8 protein-coding genes and 1 pseudogene are annotated in these 17,981 nt (G+C 64.1%); all 9 read right to left on the minus strand.

What is annotated here, in order from left to right; translation table 11 throughout:
• Positions 1 to 258 precede the first annotated feature (258 nt).
• Positions 259 to 801 carry an RNA polymerase sigma factor gene (locus GGD65_RS16725; RefSeq protein WP_084674892.1) on the minus strand — a complete coding sequence of 181 codons (543 nt, stop codon included), beginning with the start codon at positions 799 to 801 and terminating at the stop codon, positions 259 to 261.
• A 189-nt stretch (positions 802 to 990) separates the two neighbouring features.
• Positions 991 to 1,716, minus strand: a complete 726-nt coding sequence (locus tag GGD65_RS16730; protein WP_179731062.1) for an energy transducer TonB — start codon at positions 1,714 to 1,716, stop codon at positions 991 to 993.
• The gene (locus GGD65_RS16735; protein ID WP_092252023.1) at positions 1,713 to 2,516 is read right to left on the minus strand and encodes an STN domain-containing protein; all 804 of its coding nucleotides are present in this window, start codon (positions 2,514 to 2,516) and stop codon (positions 1,713 to 1,715) included. Before GGD65_RS16735 ends, GGD65_RS16730 begins: the two co-directional genes overlap by 4 nt.
• A 160-nt stretch (positions 2,517 to 2,676) precedes the next feature.
• Positions 2,677 to 9,768: a filamentous haemagglutinin family protein gene (locus tag GGD65_RS16740; protein ID WP_183235953.1), complete on the minus strand. Its 7,092-nt coding sequence runs from the start codon at positions 9,766 to 9,768 to the stop codon at positions 2,677 to 2,679.
• The gene (locus GGD65_RS16745; protein ID WP_183235954.1) at positions 9,728 to 14,242 is read right to left on the minus strand and encodes a filamentous hemagglutinin N-terminal domain-containing protein; all 4,515 of its coding nucleotides are present in this window, start codon (positions 14,240 to 14,242) and stop codon (positions 9,728 to 9,730) included. Before GGD65_RS16745 ends, GGD65_RS16740 begins: the two co-directional genes overlap by 41 nt.
• A 194-nt stretch (positions 14,243 to 14,436) precedes the next feature.
• Positions 14,437 to 15,447: a DUF4880 domain-containing protein gene (locus GGD65_RS16750; protein WP_183235955.1), complete on the minus strand. Its 1,011-nt coding sequence runs from the start codon at positions 15,445 to 15,447 to the stop codon at positions 14,437 to 14,439.
• Positions 15,431 to 16,033 carry an RNA polymerase sigma factor gene (locus GGD65_RS16755; RefSeq protein ID WP_018319904.1) on the minus strand — a complete coding sequence of 201 codons (603 nt, stop codon included), beginning with the start codon at positions 16,031 to 16,033 and terminating at the stop codon, positions 15,431 to 15,433. Before GGD65_RS16755 ends, GGD65_RS16750 begins: the two co-directional genes overlap by 17 nt.
• On the minus strand, positions 16,030 to 16,620 hold the full coding sequence (locus GGD65_RS16760) for a secretin and TonB N-terminal domain-containing protein (protein ID WP_183235956.1): 591 nt from the start codon (positions 16,618 to 16,620) through the stop codon (positions 16,030 to 16,032). Before GGD65_RS16760 ends, GGD65_RS16755 begins: the two co-directional genes overlap by 4 nt.
• A gap of 368 nt (positions 16,621 to 16,988) precedes the next feature.
• Positions 16,989 to 17,981, minus strand: a pseudogene (locus tag GGD65_RS39945) (DNA-binding response regulator); the annotation flags it as partial.

Raw genomic sequence — 17,981 nt, forward strand, 5'->3', positions numbered from 1 at the left:
GTCGGGGAAGCGAGCGGCCGCGACTGCCGGCTTAGCCCACCTTGCAATCGCTGTCACTGCCGTCACCTGCGTCATTCCCCCCGGAAATCCTCTGTTTAGCTCGCGGCCTGAGACGCCTGCCGGTGCATCTATTCGATAGACGAATGGCGCCCGGCTATCCCGAAGAAAAACCGTGCAAGGATAGCCTATCGATCAAACCTTCTGCCTGCGCCAGGCGAAAAAAGCCCTCCGATGCGCCGGGTTGCAATATCGACGCGCTCAGGATCGCGGACGCGGGCCGCCGAGACGGCGTCGCAATGTATGTTCGAGGCTGTCGGCACAATGGCCAAGCGCCAGCTTCAGATCGCTCTCGACGGTCCGGATGCTGACATTGAGACGTGCTGCGACCTGGTGCGCTGGTTGCCCCTCGATCGAAATACTCCGAAGAACCTCGCGGGGCCGTGGCGGCAACTCGGCAAGCGCGCGCTTGAATGCCTCGATTTCCGAACGCGCCTCGACCACTCTGGCCGGATCGGGTTCGTCATCACGTATATCGAGAAGCGCATCTATCTCCGACGCGCTGACACGATAGTTCTGCGCTTTCTGGCGATCCTTCGCGATATTGATGGCGGTACGAAAGATGTAATCGGCAGGACTGCGTACGGGCTCAGCATCCGTGACTCGGTCGAGACGCAGAAACGTTTCGTGCAAGGCTTCGTGGGCGAAATCGGCCGATCCTAACCGGCGCGTAAGCTTCCGGATCAGGCCTTCATAGTTCTCGACCAACTGCCCCCGCAGCCGTATTCGATTGCTATCAGCCACGTTTCACGTGCCCAACATACTCTGGTATTTCCGGCGCAAACATTACCTACGCAACTACTGCAAAAGGTTCGGAAGGTCGTAGCGTTGCCGGGCTACACATTTATGACACAAGGCGCGAGCGACGACATCGCGTCCGGCCCGCCACTGCACGAATGCTTGTCCATCGCCCAAGCACGGACTTCATGACGGTCAAAACTCGAGCTCCAGATGAATATTGAGCCGATCCGGCAGCTCGGGCGGGATCGGCGGCAGCGGCTGGGCTCGCCGGATGGTCTCGATCGCCTCCTTGTCGAGCAGCAATTGACCCGAGCTCGTCCGAACCCAGACGCCGAGTAGCGTACCATCCCTGGCCATGGCGAACTGCGTGACGACCGTTCCTTCAAGGTGCATCGCGCGCGCCGCGTTGGGATAGCGCTGATAGCGCGAAACGTGCCGAAGCAGCGACTGCTGAAATTTGATGGCGGCGCTGCTGGCAGGTCCGCTCACGGCCGACGGCGTCGACATGACATTTGAGGGCGGAGCGTCTCCGGGCGTGAAGCTTCTCGCTTTCGGGACCGGAACGGGATCGTCGGATGGCGTCGGATTTGGATCCTTCAATGGCGTATCGGCGCTGCTGGCGACATTCTCCTTTTCCGGTTGAGAATCCGAAGCGACTGCTATCGGAACGGCATCGGGCCGCGGAAGCAGCTGAACCTGCACGATCGCAGCCGACTGTTGTCCCGGAGAGCCGGCTGGCACTTGCATCCTGATCCAGTAAACGCCACCAACGAAAAGAACGGCCGCCAGGGCGGGAATACCCAGCAGGCGATAGAACTCTCCTGATGGCGAGGCGGCATCCAGGTCGTCGTCTCGATAGGATCCAAAGACCGCCGCTCGTCCCTTCTCGTTTCCGGGGCGGACATCGCTGTCGCTCATTGCAGGGACTTCACCATGATGACGACGCGGACCGGCTGTGGCGTATTCGCTGGCGCCGGCTTGCTGATCGTCAAGCCCCGAAGCGCCGCCGACACCGCAAGATCCCGTTCATGGTCCCCGGTCGAGCGGAATAACTCGGTGCGTTCGATCGTGCGCGCGGGATCGATCCAGATATCCAGCACCGCGCGATAATTGCCATCGCGCGTCCTTGCGTTCTTTCGAAGTGCATTCTGAATGTCCATCTGCACTCTTTGGCTATAATCCTGCAATCTGGCGGCGTCGTCGGCATCGCCGGTCTGACGCACGCGCAATCTTCCCAGGAACAGGTCCGATGTTGCGAGCGGAGCCGCCGGAGGTGCATAGCCGACACCTTCTGCGCTGGGAAGAGCAAGCGTGATGGCGTCGGGACGAATATAGCGCACCTTCAGCTCCGTGCCCGCGAGCAGCAGGTTCAGCGCTTCATCGGCGGCATACGTTCCTTCAACCGCGACCGACGTTCGACCGACCGCGGAGTTGCTTTCATAGAGCACTTGAATGCCGGTGATCTGTCCATAGGCTTGCAGCGCACCAGCCAGGGACTGTGCCGGAATGCGGAATGCGATCGGCCTTTCCGCACGCGCCACCCGGTCTTCTTCCGCGGCATTGGCGCCGAGGATGACCGTCATCAGCCAGGCGGGCAATAGCACCAGCAAGCGGAACGCGGCGCGGCGACCGCCTCGAGGACCGTCGGCATCCGACGCCGCGACGCCATGCAATGTAACTGCTTTCATCGTGCTGCTCTTGTCGACCAGAAACCGCACTTCGGCTGTTTGGATCGTTGAAGCGCGGGCGATGCCTCCTCTATATCGTTTGCATGACAGTGATCTAACCGGTGCATCCGGCCGGGTGGGCCCCACCCGGCCGATCGATACGAACCGGCACGACCGGACGTCGGACCCGGATGCCTGCCCGGGCCCTGCCTTAGAGCGACGCCTTGCGCCCCAGCCGCTGCAACAGCACGGCTCGCTCGTCCTCCGTCAGGTTCTTCAACTGCTCGGCCGTGAACTCGCCATTGCCGAGCACGCGGAACATGCCGTTCGGATCGTAGCTCTGCTTGTCGGGCGCCCGCCGCTTCTCATCGTCGCCGGCGTCGGGCTGAGGAGACTGACCGCCGCCGCCACCACCACCGTACCCGAGAACTTCGACGATGATCACCGACGGCCGATCCGAAGATCCCTGCTTGGTCACGTCCTTCACGGCGTCATTTGCAGCCTTGTCCTTGGTATCGATCGCGAGCGGCGCAGTTTTGACCTCCGCCTTCGGCACTCCTTTGCTCTGGCCCGACACCTGGATGTTGTCCACGTTGACGACGAAGCGCGCCGCAATGAGGATGTCGCCGCTGACGCGGATGCCGGCGTCGCCGGCATTCACGGTACCCTGGGGAGCGATCAGGTTGACGTCACCTTCCGTCACCCCGGTGAAGCCGATGATCGTTCCGATGCCGCTTCCGGAGATATCGGCCTTCTCGATCACGCGCGTGACGGCATCGAGATCGGTCTGGATCTCCGGTGCCGACGGCACGCGCGCGGTCTTGGCGCCGCGGCCGGCGTCGATGTCGCCCTGCGTCGACCAGATGATCTCGTTGCCGCCGGCAAAGGTCAGGATACGCGAGCGGTTCACGGTGACGCTGTCGCGCGCAAAGAGGTTGATGTCGCCCGGTCCCAGTGTGACGAGGCCGAACTCCACCGGCGCCGGCTTGCCGAGCGCAGCAACTTGCAGGCCGCCACCGGGGGTCAAGACCTCGATGCTGCCGCCCGACATGGTGCGGAACTTGGCATTTCCGGTCCTGACGTCGCCCGCCCAGTCGCTGCCCGGGAACAGCGTCTCGATCGCGGCATAACCGCGATTATAACCGCCATTGCGTGGCTTACCGCTCGTGTCGGGTGTGTTCTGGTCATCGCCTGCGGCCCGTAGCTCCTGCATGTAGACCTGCCGAACGAAGCGTTCGCGCACCAGCATCGGCAGGGTCTGGAATTTGGTCCAGGCATCAAGCGGAGACAGCTTCTCGCCGGTCACGTCCTCCACGAAGGAGACGATGCCGGTGCGGGTCCTGTGCGGCCCGGAGGAACGTTGCTCGAATGCGTCGGTCAGATAGAGCGGTACCACCGTGCCGTCCGCCAACGTGGTCTTGAGATAATCGGGCATCTTCCCGATGTTTGCCGGATCGAGATAGACCGCCAGGAACGCATCATAGGATGGTTGCTTGCCCTTGAGGCCCGCCATCACGGTGATCGCCGCGCTCTGCTGAGGCAGGCCGAGGATCTGCGTGAAATCCTTTGGCCGGTTGTTGGAATCATATTCCTGATTGCCTGTGCTGAAGATCGCCAATTCCGGCGCGTATACGTCACGGCCCGCGCTCACCTGCATTGCGCCCGGTCCCTGGACAAAGATCGAGCCTCGCACCGGGCCGCCGATGATGTCGTTGCCGGCCTCGAGTAACGACACGTCGGTCGGATGAACGTTGCGCAGTGAGTAGTTGATGTTGCGGATATCCGTGCCGGCACGGAACCAGGTCTGCTCGTTGGCCATGACGCCGGCCGTGAGGATCGAGCCGCTCTGGGTTATTAGCGTTCCAACGATCGATCCGTTCAAGGCATAGACACGGCTCGGCTCGTAGTCTGCCTCGTTCGGCAGATGGTCGGGATTGCGAAGGTTGTACAGATGCAGCGTGTGGCCGGCGATATTGCTGGCCGGCGCGGAGAAGGGATTGACCAGGACGTTGTGGAGCCCGCTCAGGGTGTCCGGCGAGGAACCGCCGAGGTTGACCGGAGAGGAAACGGTGCCTCCCACAGGCTCGAACGGTGACGGAATCATCTCAAGCGCAGCGCGGGACATGACGATTTCGCCGACGAGGACGTCGTTTGCGGCGAGAAGCCGCAGCTCCGGATTTCTGCTCGGCATCGTGTACAGCGTGCTGTTCAGCACGGAGCCGTTCAGCGCCGTGACGCGCGTTTTCGACGGATAGATATTTGCGGCCAACGAGTTCACATTCGCAAACACCTGCAAGGCCGGCGTCGTTATGTCCTTGGACAGATATGTCGCCTGCCCGACCAGGATCACGTCTCCGCCCGTCGATGTCAGGTTGAGCGCGGTGCGCTCGCTTTGACTGCTCATGAACGTCAGTTCGTGGGACATCCCCTTGCCGACCAGAAGCGGATCGAGGACCGTTTGCAGCCGCAGGTCGCCTGCGGTTCGCACGTCCAGGGTTGCGTCACCGAGCGACAGGATCGGGGCGATCGGATAGGTGACGATTTGCGTCCCTACCAGCGCCTTGACATCGCGCCCGACCGCAAATTCGCCAGCGGTAATCGTTCCGGCTCCGCGCCCGATGTAGTAATAGCCGGCGCGAACAGCGCCGCCCGCCTCAACGGTCATCGCGCCGCCGTTGCGCAGTTCCAGGAGCTTTGCCTCCGTCGTGGAGCGCCCGCCCCGCACACGGCCATTGGTCGGCAGCGCGACCGTCAGATTGTTGAGATCGCCATCGGCGCGGACTTCGACATTGCCGCCGCCGAGCGCGCCGACCCCGCGCAGGAAGTTGGCGTAGTCAATCCACCAGGAGCTTTGTTGAGCCGGCATCTGGCCGTAGGCGGAATGAGCCCAGGGACCGAAGACGTAGGCGTTATCCGTCGCTCCCTGCCGGTTTAGCCACTCCGAATAGTGCTGCATCTGCGAGCGGTCTGCCGGCAGGGCCACGTCGATATTGCCGCCGACCGCAACGGCGAGATGGCCGCCGCCCACTCCGTAGGTCGCGTTCGCCGGCGCGGTGGTGAAATCGTTGAACGTGGCGAGATCGCGCCGGCCAGCGGTATAGATCGAGGCGCCGCCCTTGAGCTGCAGATCACCACGCGCCGCGATGCTGACGTCGCCGGTGCCGGTGCGAACCATGGTGATCGGATTGACGGTGGTCGTGGTCGGCCCGGGCTTGGTCGTCGCATAGAGCGAAGTGATGGTCGCAAGATTGGGGACGATCTTCGTCAGGTAGAAGTCCTTGAAGGTCGAGTACTTCGTGATGACGTTGAGGCGGCTACCGCCGCTGGCGGCCGTGCTGGTCCATCTGAAGTCGGCCTGCGGTTGCGCCGGATTGGTGTTCAGGCCCTTCGCGGCGGCATAGTTATTCCAGAGGTCGAGCACGTAGCCGTAGGCTGGATCCGTCGGCAGACCGAAAGAAATCTGCGCGCTGGAATTGCTGTTGAGACGGGTGCCAGAGGTGGACTCCAGGCTCGCAGGCCAATCGGCGGGATTCATCGTCGTCGAACCAGGCGCACTGCCCGCGCCAAAGCTGGCAACCGAGTCGACAAGAGCGGTCGCGGCGACGGAATTCAGGCCGCTGACATAGGTGTAACCCGCCTGCTCGCTGAGCGTGATCTTGCCCGTCGCGCCGCTGGCGAGGCGCGTCGGGTCGGCGCTTTCGCCCATCGGCGTGGCGCCCGCGACGAGCCCCAAGCTCCAGGACGGCACCGCCACCCTCGAGCCGTCCGGCTCGGTGATGGAGGGGAACAGGACCGAATAAGCGAGCGCATTCGGCGCACTTGCGCCCGGCGAGTTGGCCTCTGCGCTATAGGGAACACCGACCAGCGTGGGCGGCGGCGTCACGGTTTCGGTTTTCCTCGTGCCGACCGTCGCAAAGGTGATACCGGCATAGACTGAAGGGTTGGTTGTGCTCGCGCTGTCGTAGGGCGAGAGATTGGACGTGGTACTGGTGCGGCCGACGTTGAACACCATGCTCAGGTTCGTCGAGATGGTGCCTTTGGCGGCGACGTATGTCGAATCCAGCGGGTTGGCGAACTGGAAGAAGCCGTCCGTCACGCTGCCCTTCAGATCGATATTGCCCCCGGCGCGCATAGTCAGGACGCCCGGCTCTCCGAGAATGCTGCCGCCGGTGCGATAAACCATGGTCGTATGGTCACGGAGCAAAGCGCTTTCCTTGCCGGCAACCACATAGGCCTTGCCCAGTACCGGCTCGATCGCCATCACGCCAGCCGCGAGCGCCGAGGCCTGATTGACCACGCCTGCGCCGAGATTCCAGTTACTCTTGAGCACGATGTCGCCGGAAAAATTGAGCTCCATGCCCGCGCGCGCGTGGAAGTTCGACTGGCTCGTCAGTGCGCCAAGATCCGCATAGCCGGCACTGACGTCGAAGTCGCGCACGAATTCGACCAGCGTGCCGGCGCCGTAATCTGCCAGCACATTGAGCTTGCCCGCCGCGGCCTTCGTGAGATCGAGTTCGGCCTGGCCGCCGCTATTGACGGTGACGCCGACGAAGCGCGGATCGGATGCAAGCGTCGCAAGGTCGAAGCGTTTGTAGCCCTCCAGCACGATCTCGCGCGCGCCGTTGATCGTGCCGGCAAAGCTGACATTCACCTTGTCGGCCCCTGGCTGCTCGATGACAGGCGCACGCAGGGTGACCTTGCCGCCTTCGCCGCCCGCCACGTCGATCACGCCGCCCAGTACCCGCAGCACGCCGTTCGAGATTCCGAGTGTGACCCGGCCGGAGCCGAGCCCGTCCACCGTGTCGGTCGCACCTGCCCGCAGCAGCGCCGCATTCGTCACGGTGAGACCCTGGCCGCCATAGATCGAGATCGAGCCGCCATAGGTCGCACGCGCGTCGATCGAGCCTGCGACGGTCACCGTTCCCTGATCGGCAGCCAGCGCGAATTCCTCGGCCGTGGTCGCACCGTCGAGCGTGACGTCGCCGGAACGAATCCGGAAGCTGCGCGATTTGGTGAAGCCGGCACCATTCAGGCGCTGGTTGAGCCCGCCGAAATCCGACAACGCGGCGATGTCGAGCGAGAAGGAGCCGCCGCGTTTGCCCGCAGCGGCCCTGGCATTGATCGTGCCTTCCAGCGTGACCTGGCTGCCGTCCTGTTCGATCGCGAGCGTGCCCGCACCGCCACCGATGGGACGTCCTTCGGAGTCGCGGGCCGAGCCGAGGTCGAGGGTCGCGCCGGACGCGAGCAGCACCGAGCCGCCGCGGGCCCCCAGCGAGATGGTTCCGGCATCGGCATATTCGGACACGTCGAAGAACTTCTTCTCGAAGCCCCCGACGTCGATCCGCGAACCCGCCGCGAGATTGACGTTGCCATTGGTGGCGTTCAGCTTGACCGTTCCGCCAAGCGCGTCAATGCGTCCGGCGAAATCGACGGCGCGGCCGGTGAGCGTCCAGCGGGAGCCGAGGCTGTCCTGGTCGCGCGCAGGGCTAGCCGTCCCGCAAGCGGCAACCGTGAGGATTCCGGTCGTGGTGACCGACTGCTGGCTGCCGCCCCGGCCGGTCATGACCGGCGCTGACAGAGTCACCGCCGCGCCGGCGACATCGAGCGAGCCCTTGCCTTCGCCGGTAATGCGTGTCGTTCCCGTCAGCACGATGGTGTCGAAACCACGCAGTGCCTTGGCGCCCTCACCCAGGGTCAGCTCGGTTGCCGTGAGCTTCAAACTGCCATGACCGGCGCCAACCGGCTCGCTGAACGTGCTCGCCGTATTTTCCAGCACAACCCGATTGCCGTTCACCGCGATCTCGCTGTTGCCACGGCCCACCAGCCCTACGGCATCGAGCGTCACGGCCTTGAGGCCCGACAGGTCCACCGCGCTGTGGAAATCGATGGTTGAATAGCTGCGCAAGGTCAGGTGCTGGGTGTTGTTGAGCGCGGCCAGTGCCGCGGCATCGAGCACCAGCCCGCTGCCGCCGCCGAAGCCAATCCGGCCCGAAGCCAGGGACAGCGCTGCGCCCGTCAGGCTGGCCTGGGTGACGAGCGCGTTCCCCGTCGCATCGATCAGAAGACTCTTGCCGCCGTCGAGGGTGGCACCGGCACCGATCGTCACCCGGCCGCCGACGGTCGTATCGACGTTCTTGCGGCGGACCCGCACCGCGTCGCCGTTGGACAGGCGGATCAAAGCACCCCAGTCGCGATCGGACGCCTGCGGGGCCATCACGAGATCGCCGGCGCCGGTCGGCGCCTCGCCGCGCGCGACGATGACGCTGCCTGCGGAGACATCGATGGTGTCGCTTGCGGCCAGGATGATCTCCGGTCCCGTCAACGCCGAATTTGCACTGTTGCGCACGACGATGTCGTGAGCCTGCACATCAACACGCAGACCGCCGACGTCGCCGCTGCGGAAACCACCGACCAGCAGGCTGCCGGCGCCGAAGCCGGACAGAGCAGCGGCATCGATGACCAGATAACCATCGGCCCGCAAAGTGCCGGCGCTCTGGTCGGCACCCAGGATTGCGATCTTGTTGGCGGCGATATCGACCAGGCCGCCGCGGCCCCCCGCTGCGGCCTGAGAATGCAACTCGCCCTTCAAGATCAGGTCCTGCGTCGCCTTGAACACCACCGAGCCGCCGTCGACCGGCAGACGCGGCGTGACGATCTGCTGACCTGTGAGCCGATACTGCGTCAGCTTGAACGCATCGGAGGCGAAGAAGGTGTTGGCGAAGGCTTCATTGTACTCGCTGTATTGCCTTAGCACAGAGCCCGACATCACGCGCCACGCGGACGACTGCTGGTCGCGGCTGCCGTCGAGCGCATTGGCGCGATAGCCGGACACGACCGCCGTGCCGTCGGCCATTACCGCGGACGTCGTCGCCCGGCCTGTCGAACCGGCGACTGCCTGGATCGCATAAGCGCCCGGAAGCATCGCGTAGGAGGCGGGCAGCAGCGTGTACCAGCCTGCCGGCAATCCGCTGCCGGCGTCGAGCCAGATGCGATCTCCGCTGCGGATCGACGCCGAGCTGGGCGCTGTCGCACCCGCGAAGGCCGGCATGACCGCGAACAGGCCCGGAAGCGCCAGCATGTCGTGTGAGCCGCCCGGTCCCGGCACGTGCTCCCATGCCATCAAGTCGCCGCCACCCTTGATGTTCACCACCGATCCGGGGGCGAGCTCGACCGTCGGCGCCTCGAGCGTCACGCGCTTTTCCGGCAGGCTGGCAATGGTTGTCGGCAACGGCCCGGTCGTCACCGTCCAGTTTTCGTTGTTGCTAAGAGCACCGTAAGGCAGCACGAGGCCGTCGCCGGTCACCGAGGTGACGCTGCCGGCGCCGAGGGTGAGGCGCTGGCTGGCCTTGAAGCGTGATCTGGCCGAACGGCGCGCGCAGGGTGCCGTTCTGCTCGATCGTCGGCGCTTCGAGCGTCAGAGTCCCGCCGGCCGACAGTGCCAGACCGGGAGTTCCGTTCTGCTGCACGATGAGTTTGTCGCTGGCCCTGATCGTCGCGTTGATCTGCGAGGTGGGATAGATCTGACCGGCCTTTACTATCAGCGTGCCGTCGACGTCCAGGAACGCGGACTGGCTGACATTACTGTGCGTCAGCCGGATGTCACTCGCCTCGAGCACCGTTCGTTCGAAGCCGCGGATGTTTGCCTGCACGATGTCGATCACGGACCCGGCCAGCGTCAGCGTGCCTGCGCGCACCGGATTGCTCGGCGCCAGGCTGAACAACGAGATGTAAGGCGCAAAGAACCGCGAGCTGGCGCCGTTGCCGTTGATCAGGGATCCCGTGATCGAAATCGAGCCGCTGAAGGCGAGGTCGACACCATCCAGCCGTGTCGTCGACGGGAGAACGAGATCGGCGAAGCCGGCCCCCTGCAGGCTCGAGCTGCGCACGACCAGACCGGACTGGGAAGCCGCCGTTTCGGACAGGATTACGGTCGACAGCGCAGACGCCAACGTCACCTTGCCGCCACGTGCGCCACTGCCCCCGCTCTGGCCGCGCCAGGCTCCCTGCACCAAGCCCTGCTGGGCTTTGACACTGATCGAACCGCCATTGCTGGCGAGGCTGACTGGCGCGAACTGGTGGTCATTCGACTCGATGTCGAATTCGCCACTGACACCCGCGACGTCGACCAGCGAGCCGGCTTCGAGTGCGACCGTGGCCGCCTCAAACGCAACCGAGCCGCCATTGCGTACGACGCCGCTGCGGCGTCCCTTGACGTCGATTTCGCCGACTGCCGTACCGCGCGCGACGATCGCGCCAGTATTTGCCACAACGATCGATCCTGTGCTTGCAGCAAGATTGATCGTGCCAGCCAGGGCCTCCACCCTGCCGGCAACAGACAGTGTACCGGTCGAAGAACCGAGCAGGGACAGCGCGATCGTGCCGCCGGTGTCCGTCCGCACCGTCGCTCCCGCGCCGACCGTCACGGACCTGCCGCTGAGCGAGAGCGACGTCGGCTTGAGCGCCAGGCGCTGCGACGGCGACAACACGGCGAGCGGGCCCATCTCGCTGATCGACGTGCCCGTGCTGAAGCCCGAGACGTCGACGCCCTTGAGATCAACGTTGTATGGGAGCTGCGTGACGCTTGCTCCTTCGGCGATCGTGATATCGCCGCCCGTGGAGATCTGGAGCGAACGGAAACCACGCTCCGAGAACAGGGTTTCCGACAGGCGAACGGTGTTGGGGGACGTCGGCGTACCGCCTCCGATCTGCAGCGACTCCGTAGTCAGATTCATGGCCAGACTGCCGCCGGAGCCAGCCGCATAGGCCCGCATATCGGCGTTCGCCAATTCCGCCACTTCGGTCGTGTTCAGCGTAATCTTGCCGGCATCGCCGAATTTCACTTGCGGCTTGCCGCCGCGCAGCCTGTACCAGCCACCGCCGGATACATCGAGCACGACGCCCGGCTGATAGTGGGCCTGGTCGAGCGTGATGCTGCCGCCATTGACGACCGGCGGCAGCGCGGAGGCAGCGCCGCCTTTCACCTGGTTGACCCATTGGCCGCTGACGTCGATGGCCGCACCGGCTCCGAATGATACGTTCTCCGCGCCCAAGAGGTTGACATTGCCGCCGGGTGCGTGAATCACCCCGTCGATCTTGAAATCCTGGCTATATGCAACGGTGGAATTGGCCTTGATCGAAAACGTGCTGCCCGGCGTCAGCTCGAGCGTCGTGCCCTTCTCGATCGTGACGTTATTGGAGACGTAGAGCTCGATCTTCCCCAGTCCGGCATCTGCAAGCGCATCCGAGTCGAGATAGGTCGTTCGCAACCGGAACGAATCCTGGTTGCCGGGAGCGCCCGAATACCAGGTGGACGGAAGCTGCGACGTGGCCGTGAAATTCGTCGGCAGCTGTGTGGGATCCTTGGAGATCACGAGCTTGCCGAGCAGCCAGAGCCGATCTTCGTCGCCGTCGCCGCCGAACGTCAGCGAGCCGGCCTTGGCGGTCTTGCCGCTTACGGCTTGACGCTCGCCGACGATCACGCCGCCCCAGTAGCCGCCCTCCAGCGCAACACCTTCGGTGGCATAGAACTGGATGGCGCCGGCGTCGCGTCCCTCGGTGAAGCCACGTTCGAAGTGGCTCGTCGACCACGGCGTGCTCCAGGACTCCGATTTACCCCAATTGTTGTGCGTGCGATTGAACCCGCCGGCGAAACCGACGTAGATCCTGTCCGGCGTCGCCGAGGCGATGTCGTAGATTTTTCCATCGGCGCCGAGCAACTTCGTCGAGTTGACCATTCCGTCCTGATAGCGGAACGACCCGCCCGAGACATCGAGCAACGAGCCCTGACGGGTGATGATCGAGCCGGCCGATTTGAGGGTGATGTTGCCGCCAATGGTCGACAGCTCGGCGAGATTTGTCTTGCTGTTGCCGATCCAGGCCGAGACGTCGCCCAGCGGCGTCCCGATCCATTCGCCCGCGGCCCCTCCCCAGTTCACGCCGGCCATAGCGCCATCGGCGAAGACGCCGCTGGCGCTGCGATCGACCGTGATCTTCTGGCCCCGCAGCCACGAATTCCGCAGCAGCGGTGAATCACGCAACTCGTTGATGCGCAATTCGGCCTGCACAAATCTCCGCGACATCGGGATCAGGACGTCCTGCACGCCGGCGGCGCTGACATAGGCATCCTCGCCGATATAGATCCGGCTACCGTCACGGACCGGCGTCTCGCCGTTGATGGGCTCCTCGGTGGGCGCGGGCACCGTGCTGGCCACGATGCTGATGGTGCCGGCGGGAACCAGAATGTTCGCCTGCGCCCCGATATCGATCAGGTTACCGCGTAATTCGACGCGCCCCGGCTTGTAGCGCGTGGCCTTCGCCGTCTCCTCGATCTCACTCGTGTCGGTGGCATCAGGCAGAACGGCGGTGACGCTGCCCGGCGAAAGATGCAGGTCACCCGTCTTCCAATACACGAGCTGGGCGTCGAGGCTGCCGCTCGAGGCCATCATGCCGTTGCTGTAGGCATCCAGTCGGATCGATCCTTCGCGGTTGTTGAGCGCGGTTGCCGCCAGCATCACGCCGCCCTGGAAGATCTCGCGCCCCATCACGGTGATGTTGCCGCGATCGGATTGCACGACGCCGGTGTTCACGACCTTGTAGCCGACCGATGCCGCGCGCGCGTACATCTCGGGCAGCAGGATGTCGCGAACGCTTTCGCCCCAGGGTTTCTCCGTGAAGAGATCCCAGCCGGCGATCGCACCCATCAAATGGTTGTAGTTGAACAGCCAGGGCATCGGGGCCGTCACGGCGACGTCCACGCCGCGTACGTCGCTCGGATTGGTTCTCAGATAGACCTGTTCGCCGGCAGCCATGATGATCTGGCCGTCGGGGACGCTGATTTGGCCGGCATTGGAAACGATCGGCGCGAACAGCATTGCCTTGCCGCCGGTCTTCGCGCTGATCTGAGCTCCAGCCTGGATGGTGACGTCACCCGGCACGCCATCCGGCGTGAAGCGCGCAGGCTGGCTCGGATCGGTGGCCGGCTTCTGCGAATTGGCCAGCCGCGGATTGTATTCGCCGAAGGTCGGCAGGTGAATGTCGTTGGTGAGCACTATGGAGGTGTTGATCCCAGCCAGGAACTGCGCGTTCGACAAGGCGAGAGATGTGGCCACGAGGGTGCCGACATCCACCTGGCTGGAGCCACCGAAGATGATCCCGTTCTTGTTGATGATATAAACCTGCCCCTCGCTCCTGATGGTGCCGAGAATCTGGCTGGGAACGAGGCTCGGGTCGAGGACACGGTTGAGCGCGATCCAGTTGGCGGCGCCACCGCCTCCGGCGGACTGGTTGAAATACAAGTCGGTCTCGCGTCCGACATTGAACTTGTTCCAGGTCAGGATCGCCTTCTGCTGGTTCTGCACGACCTCGACCTGGACCCGCCCATTCGAGCCTGTCGATTGGGTCGGCTGAGCGGCGCCGGTCCAGGCCGGTTGGCCGTCGATCACCGCGGTGGGATTGCTGGTCGGATTGAGACCTCCGGGAGCCAAACCATTCGGCACATTCGGAAGCAGATTTCCGGGATGATTTCTGTTCAGGCCGAGATTATTCGGACCGATCAACGCGCCGGCTCTCGCCGCCGCCTGCACGTCGCGCATCGCACGGAGCGACGCGTTGATCCGGCTCATCGCCTGCGCTGATGCGATCGATGCCGCCTGCCCCGCCGTGTTGGTCGTCACGGCGACGTTTGCCACCGGGCTCGCGCTGCCGCTGCCGAGGTTGCGCGCATCGGCCGCAGCCGACCCCACCAGCAATGCAGCCACACTGGCACCGCTGAGAAACATCGCGTGTCTGACGGACCGGGACGAGCGAAAACGGACGGTGCGGTGGGACAAGACGGCATTCCTTCTGGCAGCACGGCTAAACCCGATGAAGGGTCGTGCCTCGTCATTCCGAGCGATGACGATCTAGCTCTAAGACGGAAGCCTGTAGGCGAACGCGCACGGTTTCTGTGTGAAAGTTTCTTGTCAGCGGGGCGTCAGCCCAGCAGAACCAGGCCGCCCGGCAGCTTTCGGGCCTTGACATCGAAGGCCTGTTCGAGGCGCACGAGGATTTCATCCATCTGATCGATGCGGAAGCGGCCACTGACCGGCCTCTGCGCGAGGCCTGGATTGACAAGGAGAATTCGGCCGGCGCGATAGCGATTGACCTCGTCCACCACATCCGCGAGCGGGGTAGCGCGGAACAGGACGATTCCGTGCTGCCAGGCGGATTCCGCCTCTGCGTCAATCGCGGCAACCCGACCGAGCCCGCTGGCGTCGTAACGCAAGCTCTGCGCCGGGCCGACGACGGCAGAACTGCCGTTGCGCTCGATGCGCACCTGTCCGTCGAAGCAGGCGACGCTCACCACCGTGCCGGCCGGGCCGTTCATGCAACGCACGTCAAAGCGTGCATGGCGGCCGATCGAACGCCCATCCGCCGCCAACACGACGAGCGGACGTACGCTCTCGACCGACTCGAAGAGCGCCTGCCCTGCAAGCAGCTCCAGGCGATCGCCCTCCCCGCCAGCGGGGTGGACCGCAATGCTGGTCTGCGTATTCAACCGGACCGTGACGTTCTCCGCCGGCCTGACTTGCCGCTGCTCGCCAACGGCCGTTCTGTAGTCGGCATTCAGTTCACGGAGGGACGGCCACAGGCCCAGCGGCGGGTTGGTAACAGCGACATAGGCGGCTGCGGCGGCAGCCAGCCCGCCACCGAGAAGTAGCCGGCGATCGAGCACCGGGCGTGGCGTCGGGTGGACCGGCAACGCCTCGATTTGGTTGCGCGGAATGCTCGCGCCGGCCCGGCGGATGTCGCGCCATACACCGCTCGCCGCAGCGAAGGCAGCCGCATGCTCCGGGCTCGCGGCACACCATCGTTGCAAGGTCTCGGCATCAGCAGACGTCGCATGACCGGAATCGATGCGCTGGACCCACGCGATCGCCTCGCGTTGCAGCAGGTCGAGCCTTTGCGTCTGTCCCTGAATCATGGAGTCATTCAGCCTGGTCATGGTCGCGATCACCGCGCGGCGGCGACAGGTCTCGATTCAATGACGAATTTCGCGGGTCCGGTGCGCAATCCGCGTCACCCATTTGCCTTTGCCGCGCCAGACAATACTCATGGGCGAGTTGCAGCTCCTTTGAGACAAGGCGCAAGGATACGCCAAGCCGATCCGCGATCTCCTGCCGCGCCATGTTGTCCACCCTGGCCGCGAGCAGGATGGTGCGACGGCGCGGCGGCAGCTCAGCGAGTATGGCGGCCATCGCATCCAGATCCGACCGTGCCTCCGCGACTTCGGCGGGACCAGGCGTCTCGTCGGCTACCTCGAGCAGATGCTCGATGTCGATCTTCGTCAAACGGCGCTTTTCAGCGCGACGATGGTCATGTGCCACGTTGAAGAGTATGCGCAGCAGATAGCTGACCGGATTGTGCAAGGTGCCAATCGTCGTATCCGTGCGGGCAAGGCGCAGCCAGGTGTCGTGCAGGACGTCACCCGCCATCTCGGACGAGCCCAGGCGGCGGGTCAAGCCCCGCTTGAGATCGTCATATCGGTCGAGCAGCAGCCGGCGCAGCATCGCCACGGAGGCTTCAGTCACCGCACGCCTCCGGCCGCCTGCGGCAACACCGTCGCACCACAACTCATTGTGACGCCCGAGGCCTGCGGCAGGACCACGATCAATACCGGCTGTGCAAAGCCGGGGGGCACCGGGGCACCCACACTGAACTGTCGAAGCGCGCTGTCGATGCCGCGGTCCAGCTCGGCCGTGCCGGCCGATCCAAGTCGTTCGAACCTGGCTACGGCCCCTGACGGCGCGATCCAGACCAGGGCCGCGATGCGATAGCTTCCCGGCCGCGCCCCGTTGGTCCGGCACAGAGCATCGCGCAGCCGCGCCTGAACGACACCATAGTATTGGCGCGCGAGAGCAGCAGCACTGCCTTCCTGCGGTCCGGCGGCTTCGGGCGCCGGGGCTAGAACGAACGAGCCGTCTTTCAGGAAGCGGGCGGTAAGGCCGGTGCCCGCAAGCAGCAGCTGCAGCGCCGTCTCCGGTTCAAAGCTGCCCTTGACGGCTTCTGAGGTGCGGCCCTGCGCAAGCGCCGGACTGTAGAGGACTTCGCGACCGGTCGCATCGCCGTATCGCTCGAGTGCGGAGGCAAGCTGCTGGGCCGGAATGTCGAACGACATAGGCGCGGACATTTCCGAGCTCGCGCGCGGCGACCCGATTGTTGCACCGTTTGGCTCCGCTTCGGCTGCAACGGCCGCAAACATCAAACACACAGCCAGATACGGCACGCGACGTGACACCAATCAATTGCTCCGGCAAGCCATCAGCACCGCGAGAGGCGAATGACGATCGTCCCGAACCTTGCCTGGATGCCACAAGAAGTTCTCAATATACGAACGTTTCTTGACAAGGATATGTCACTGATCACTTTCCGAGCCGGAAGCACGCAACGGGGCGGCGCCCGCTCTCGAGCAATGGTCTGAGCTTTCAAAGAAAGGTCGGTTGCGTGAATCACGAAGATTGCATCGATCAATAACGATGGAGCGCTTCAAATCAGGAAGTCATGAGGCGCGGCGTGATGCGGAACGTTATGAACGTGGGCGACCGCGTGTTCGTCCATTGCATTAGGAATCGATTTGCCGATGACGTGGAGGTCCTCTTCCTGACCGGGCGAAACGTGCGGACCGAGCGAGCCACCAAGCTCGACTACCGCGCCGAATGTGGGAGGAGTCGCATAGCTATCGAAGCGAAACGCCAATTCCGCGCCGCCAATCTCTGAGGCAACTTTAGCCGGCTGTACGGGTTCCAACGCGGTTGCAGCAGGTTGCGCAGCCTGCGGCCAGTTTCCGGCGTTACTGCCATTTGCGACGCTTGGTTCGACCATCTCGGCTGCTTCAGGTGCGTCTGAAAAATTTGAGTGCCTTGAATTGCCGCGTTCCACGCCATCTGCTTCAGCCGTCTTCGCTGAACCTGGTGAAGCTTCCGAAGCCGAGAAATGACGCTCGTTGTCGTTGCCGAAATTGTGCCCTGGCATAGAACCAGCTTCGGCTAACTCCGTGACTGCCGCCTTTGCAGACCCTGGCTCCGAATTGTGCTGTGAGTTACCGCGGCCCAGGCTACCGGGGCCTGGCTCACCGGGGTCGGCTGCTTCCGGCGCGTTTGCAGAGGCTGACTGCCCCGAATTGCCGTGCTCCACACCATCTGCTTCTACCGTCTTCGCTGACCCTCGCGAAGCGTCCGAAGCGGGGGGATGATGCTCGTTGTCATTGCCGACGCCATTTGCCCGCATGAAGCCAGCTTCAGTCAGCTCCGCTGGCTCCGAAGCGTACTGTGAGTTACCGCGGCCCAGGCTACCGGGGCCTGACTCACCGGGGTTGGCTGCTTCCGGCGCGTTTGCAGAGGCTGACTGCCCCGAATTGCCGTGCTCCACACCATCTGCTTCTGTCGTCTTCGCTGACCCTCGCGAAGCGTCCGAAGCGGGGGGATGATGCTCGTTGTCATTGCCGACGCCATTTGCCCGCATGAAGCCAGCTTCAGTCAG

This window comes from Bradyrhizobium sp. CIR18 (assembly GCF_014198295.1).
In the GTDB taxonomy this organism is placed as follows: Bacteria; Pseudomonadota; Alphaproteobacteria; order Rhizobiales; family Xanthobacteraceae; genus Bradyrhizobium.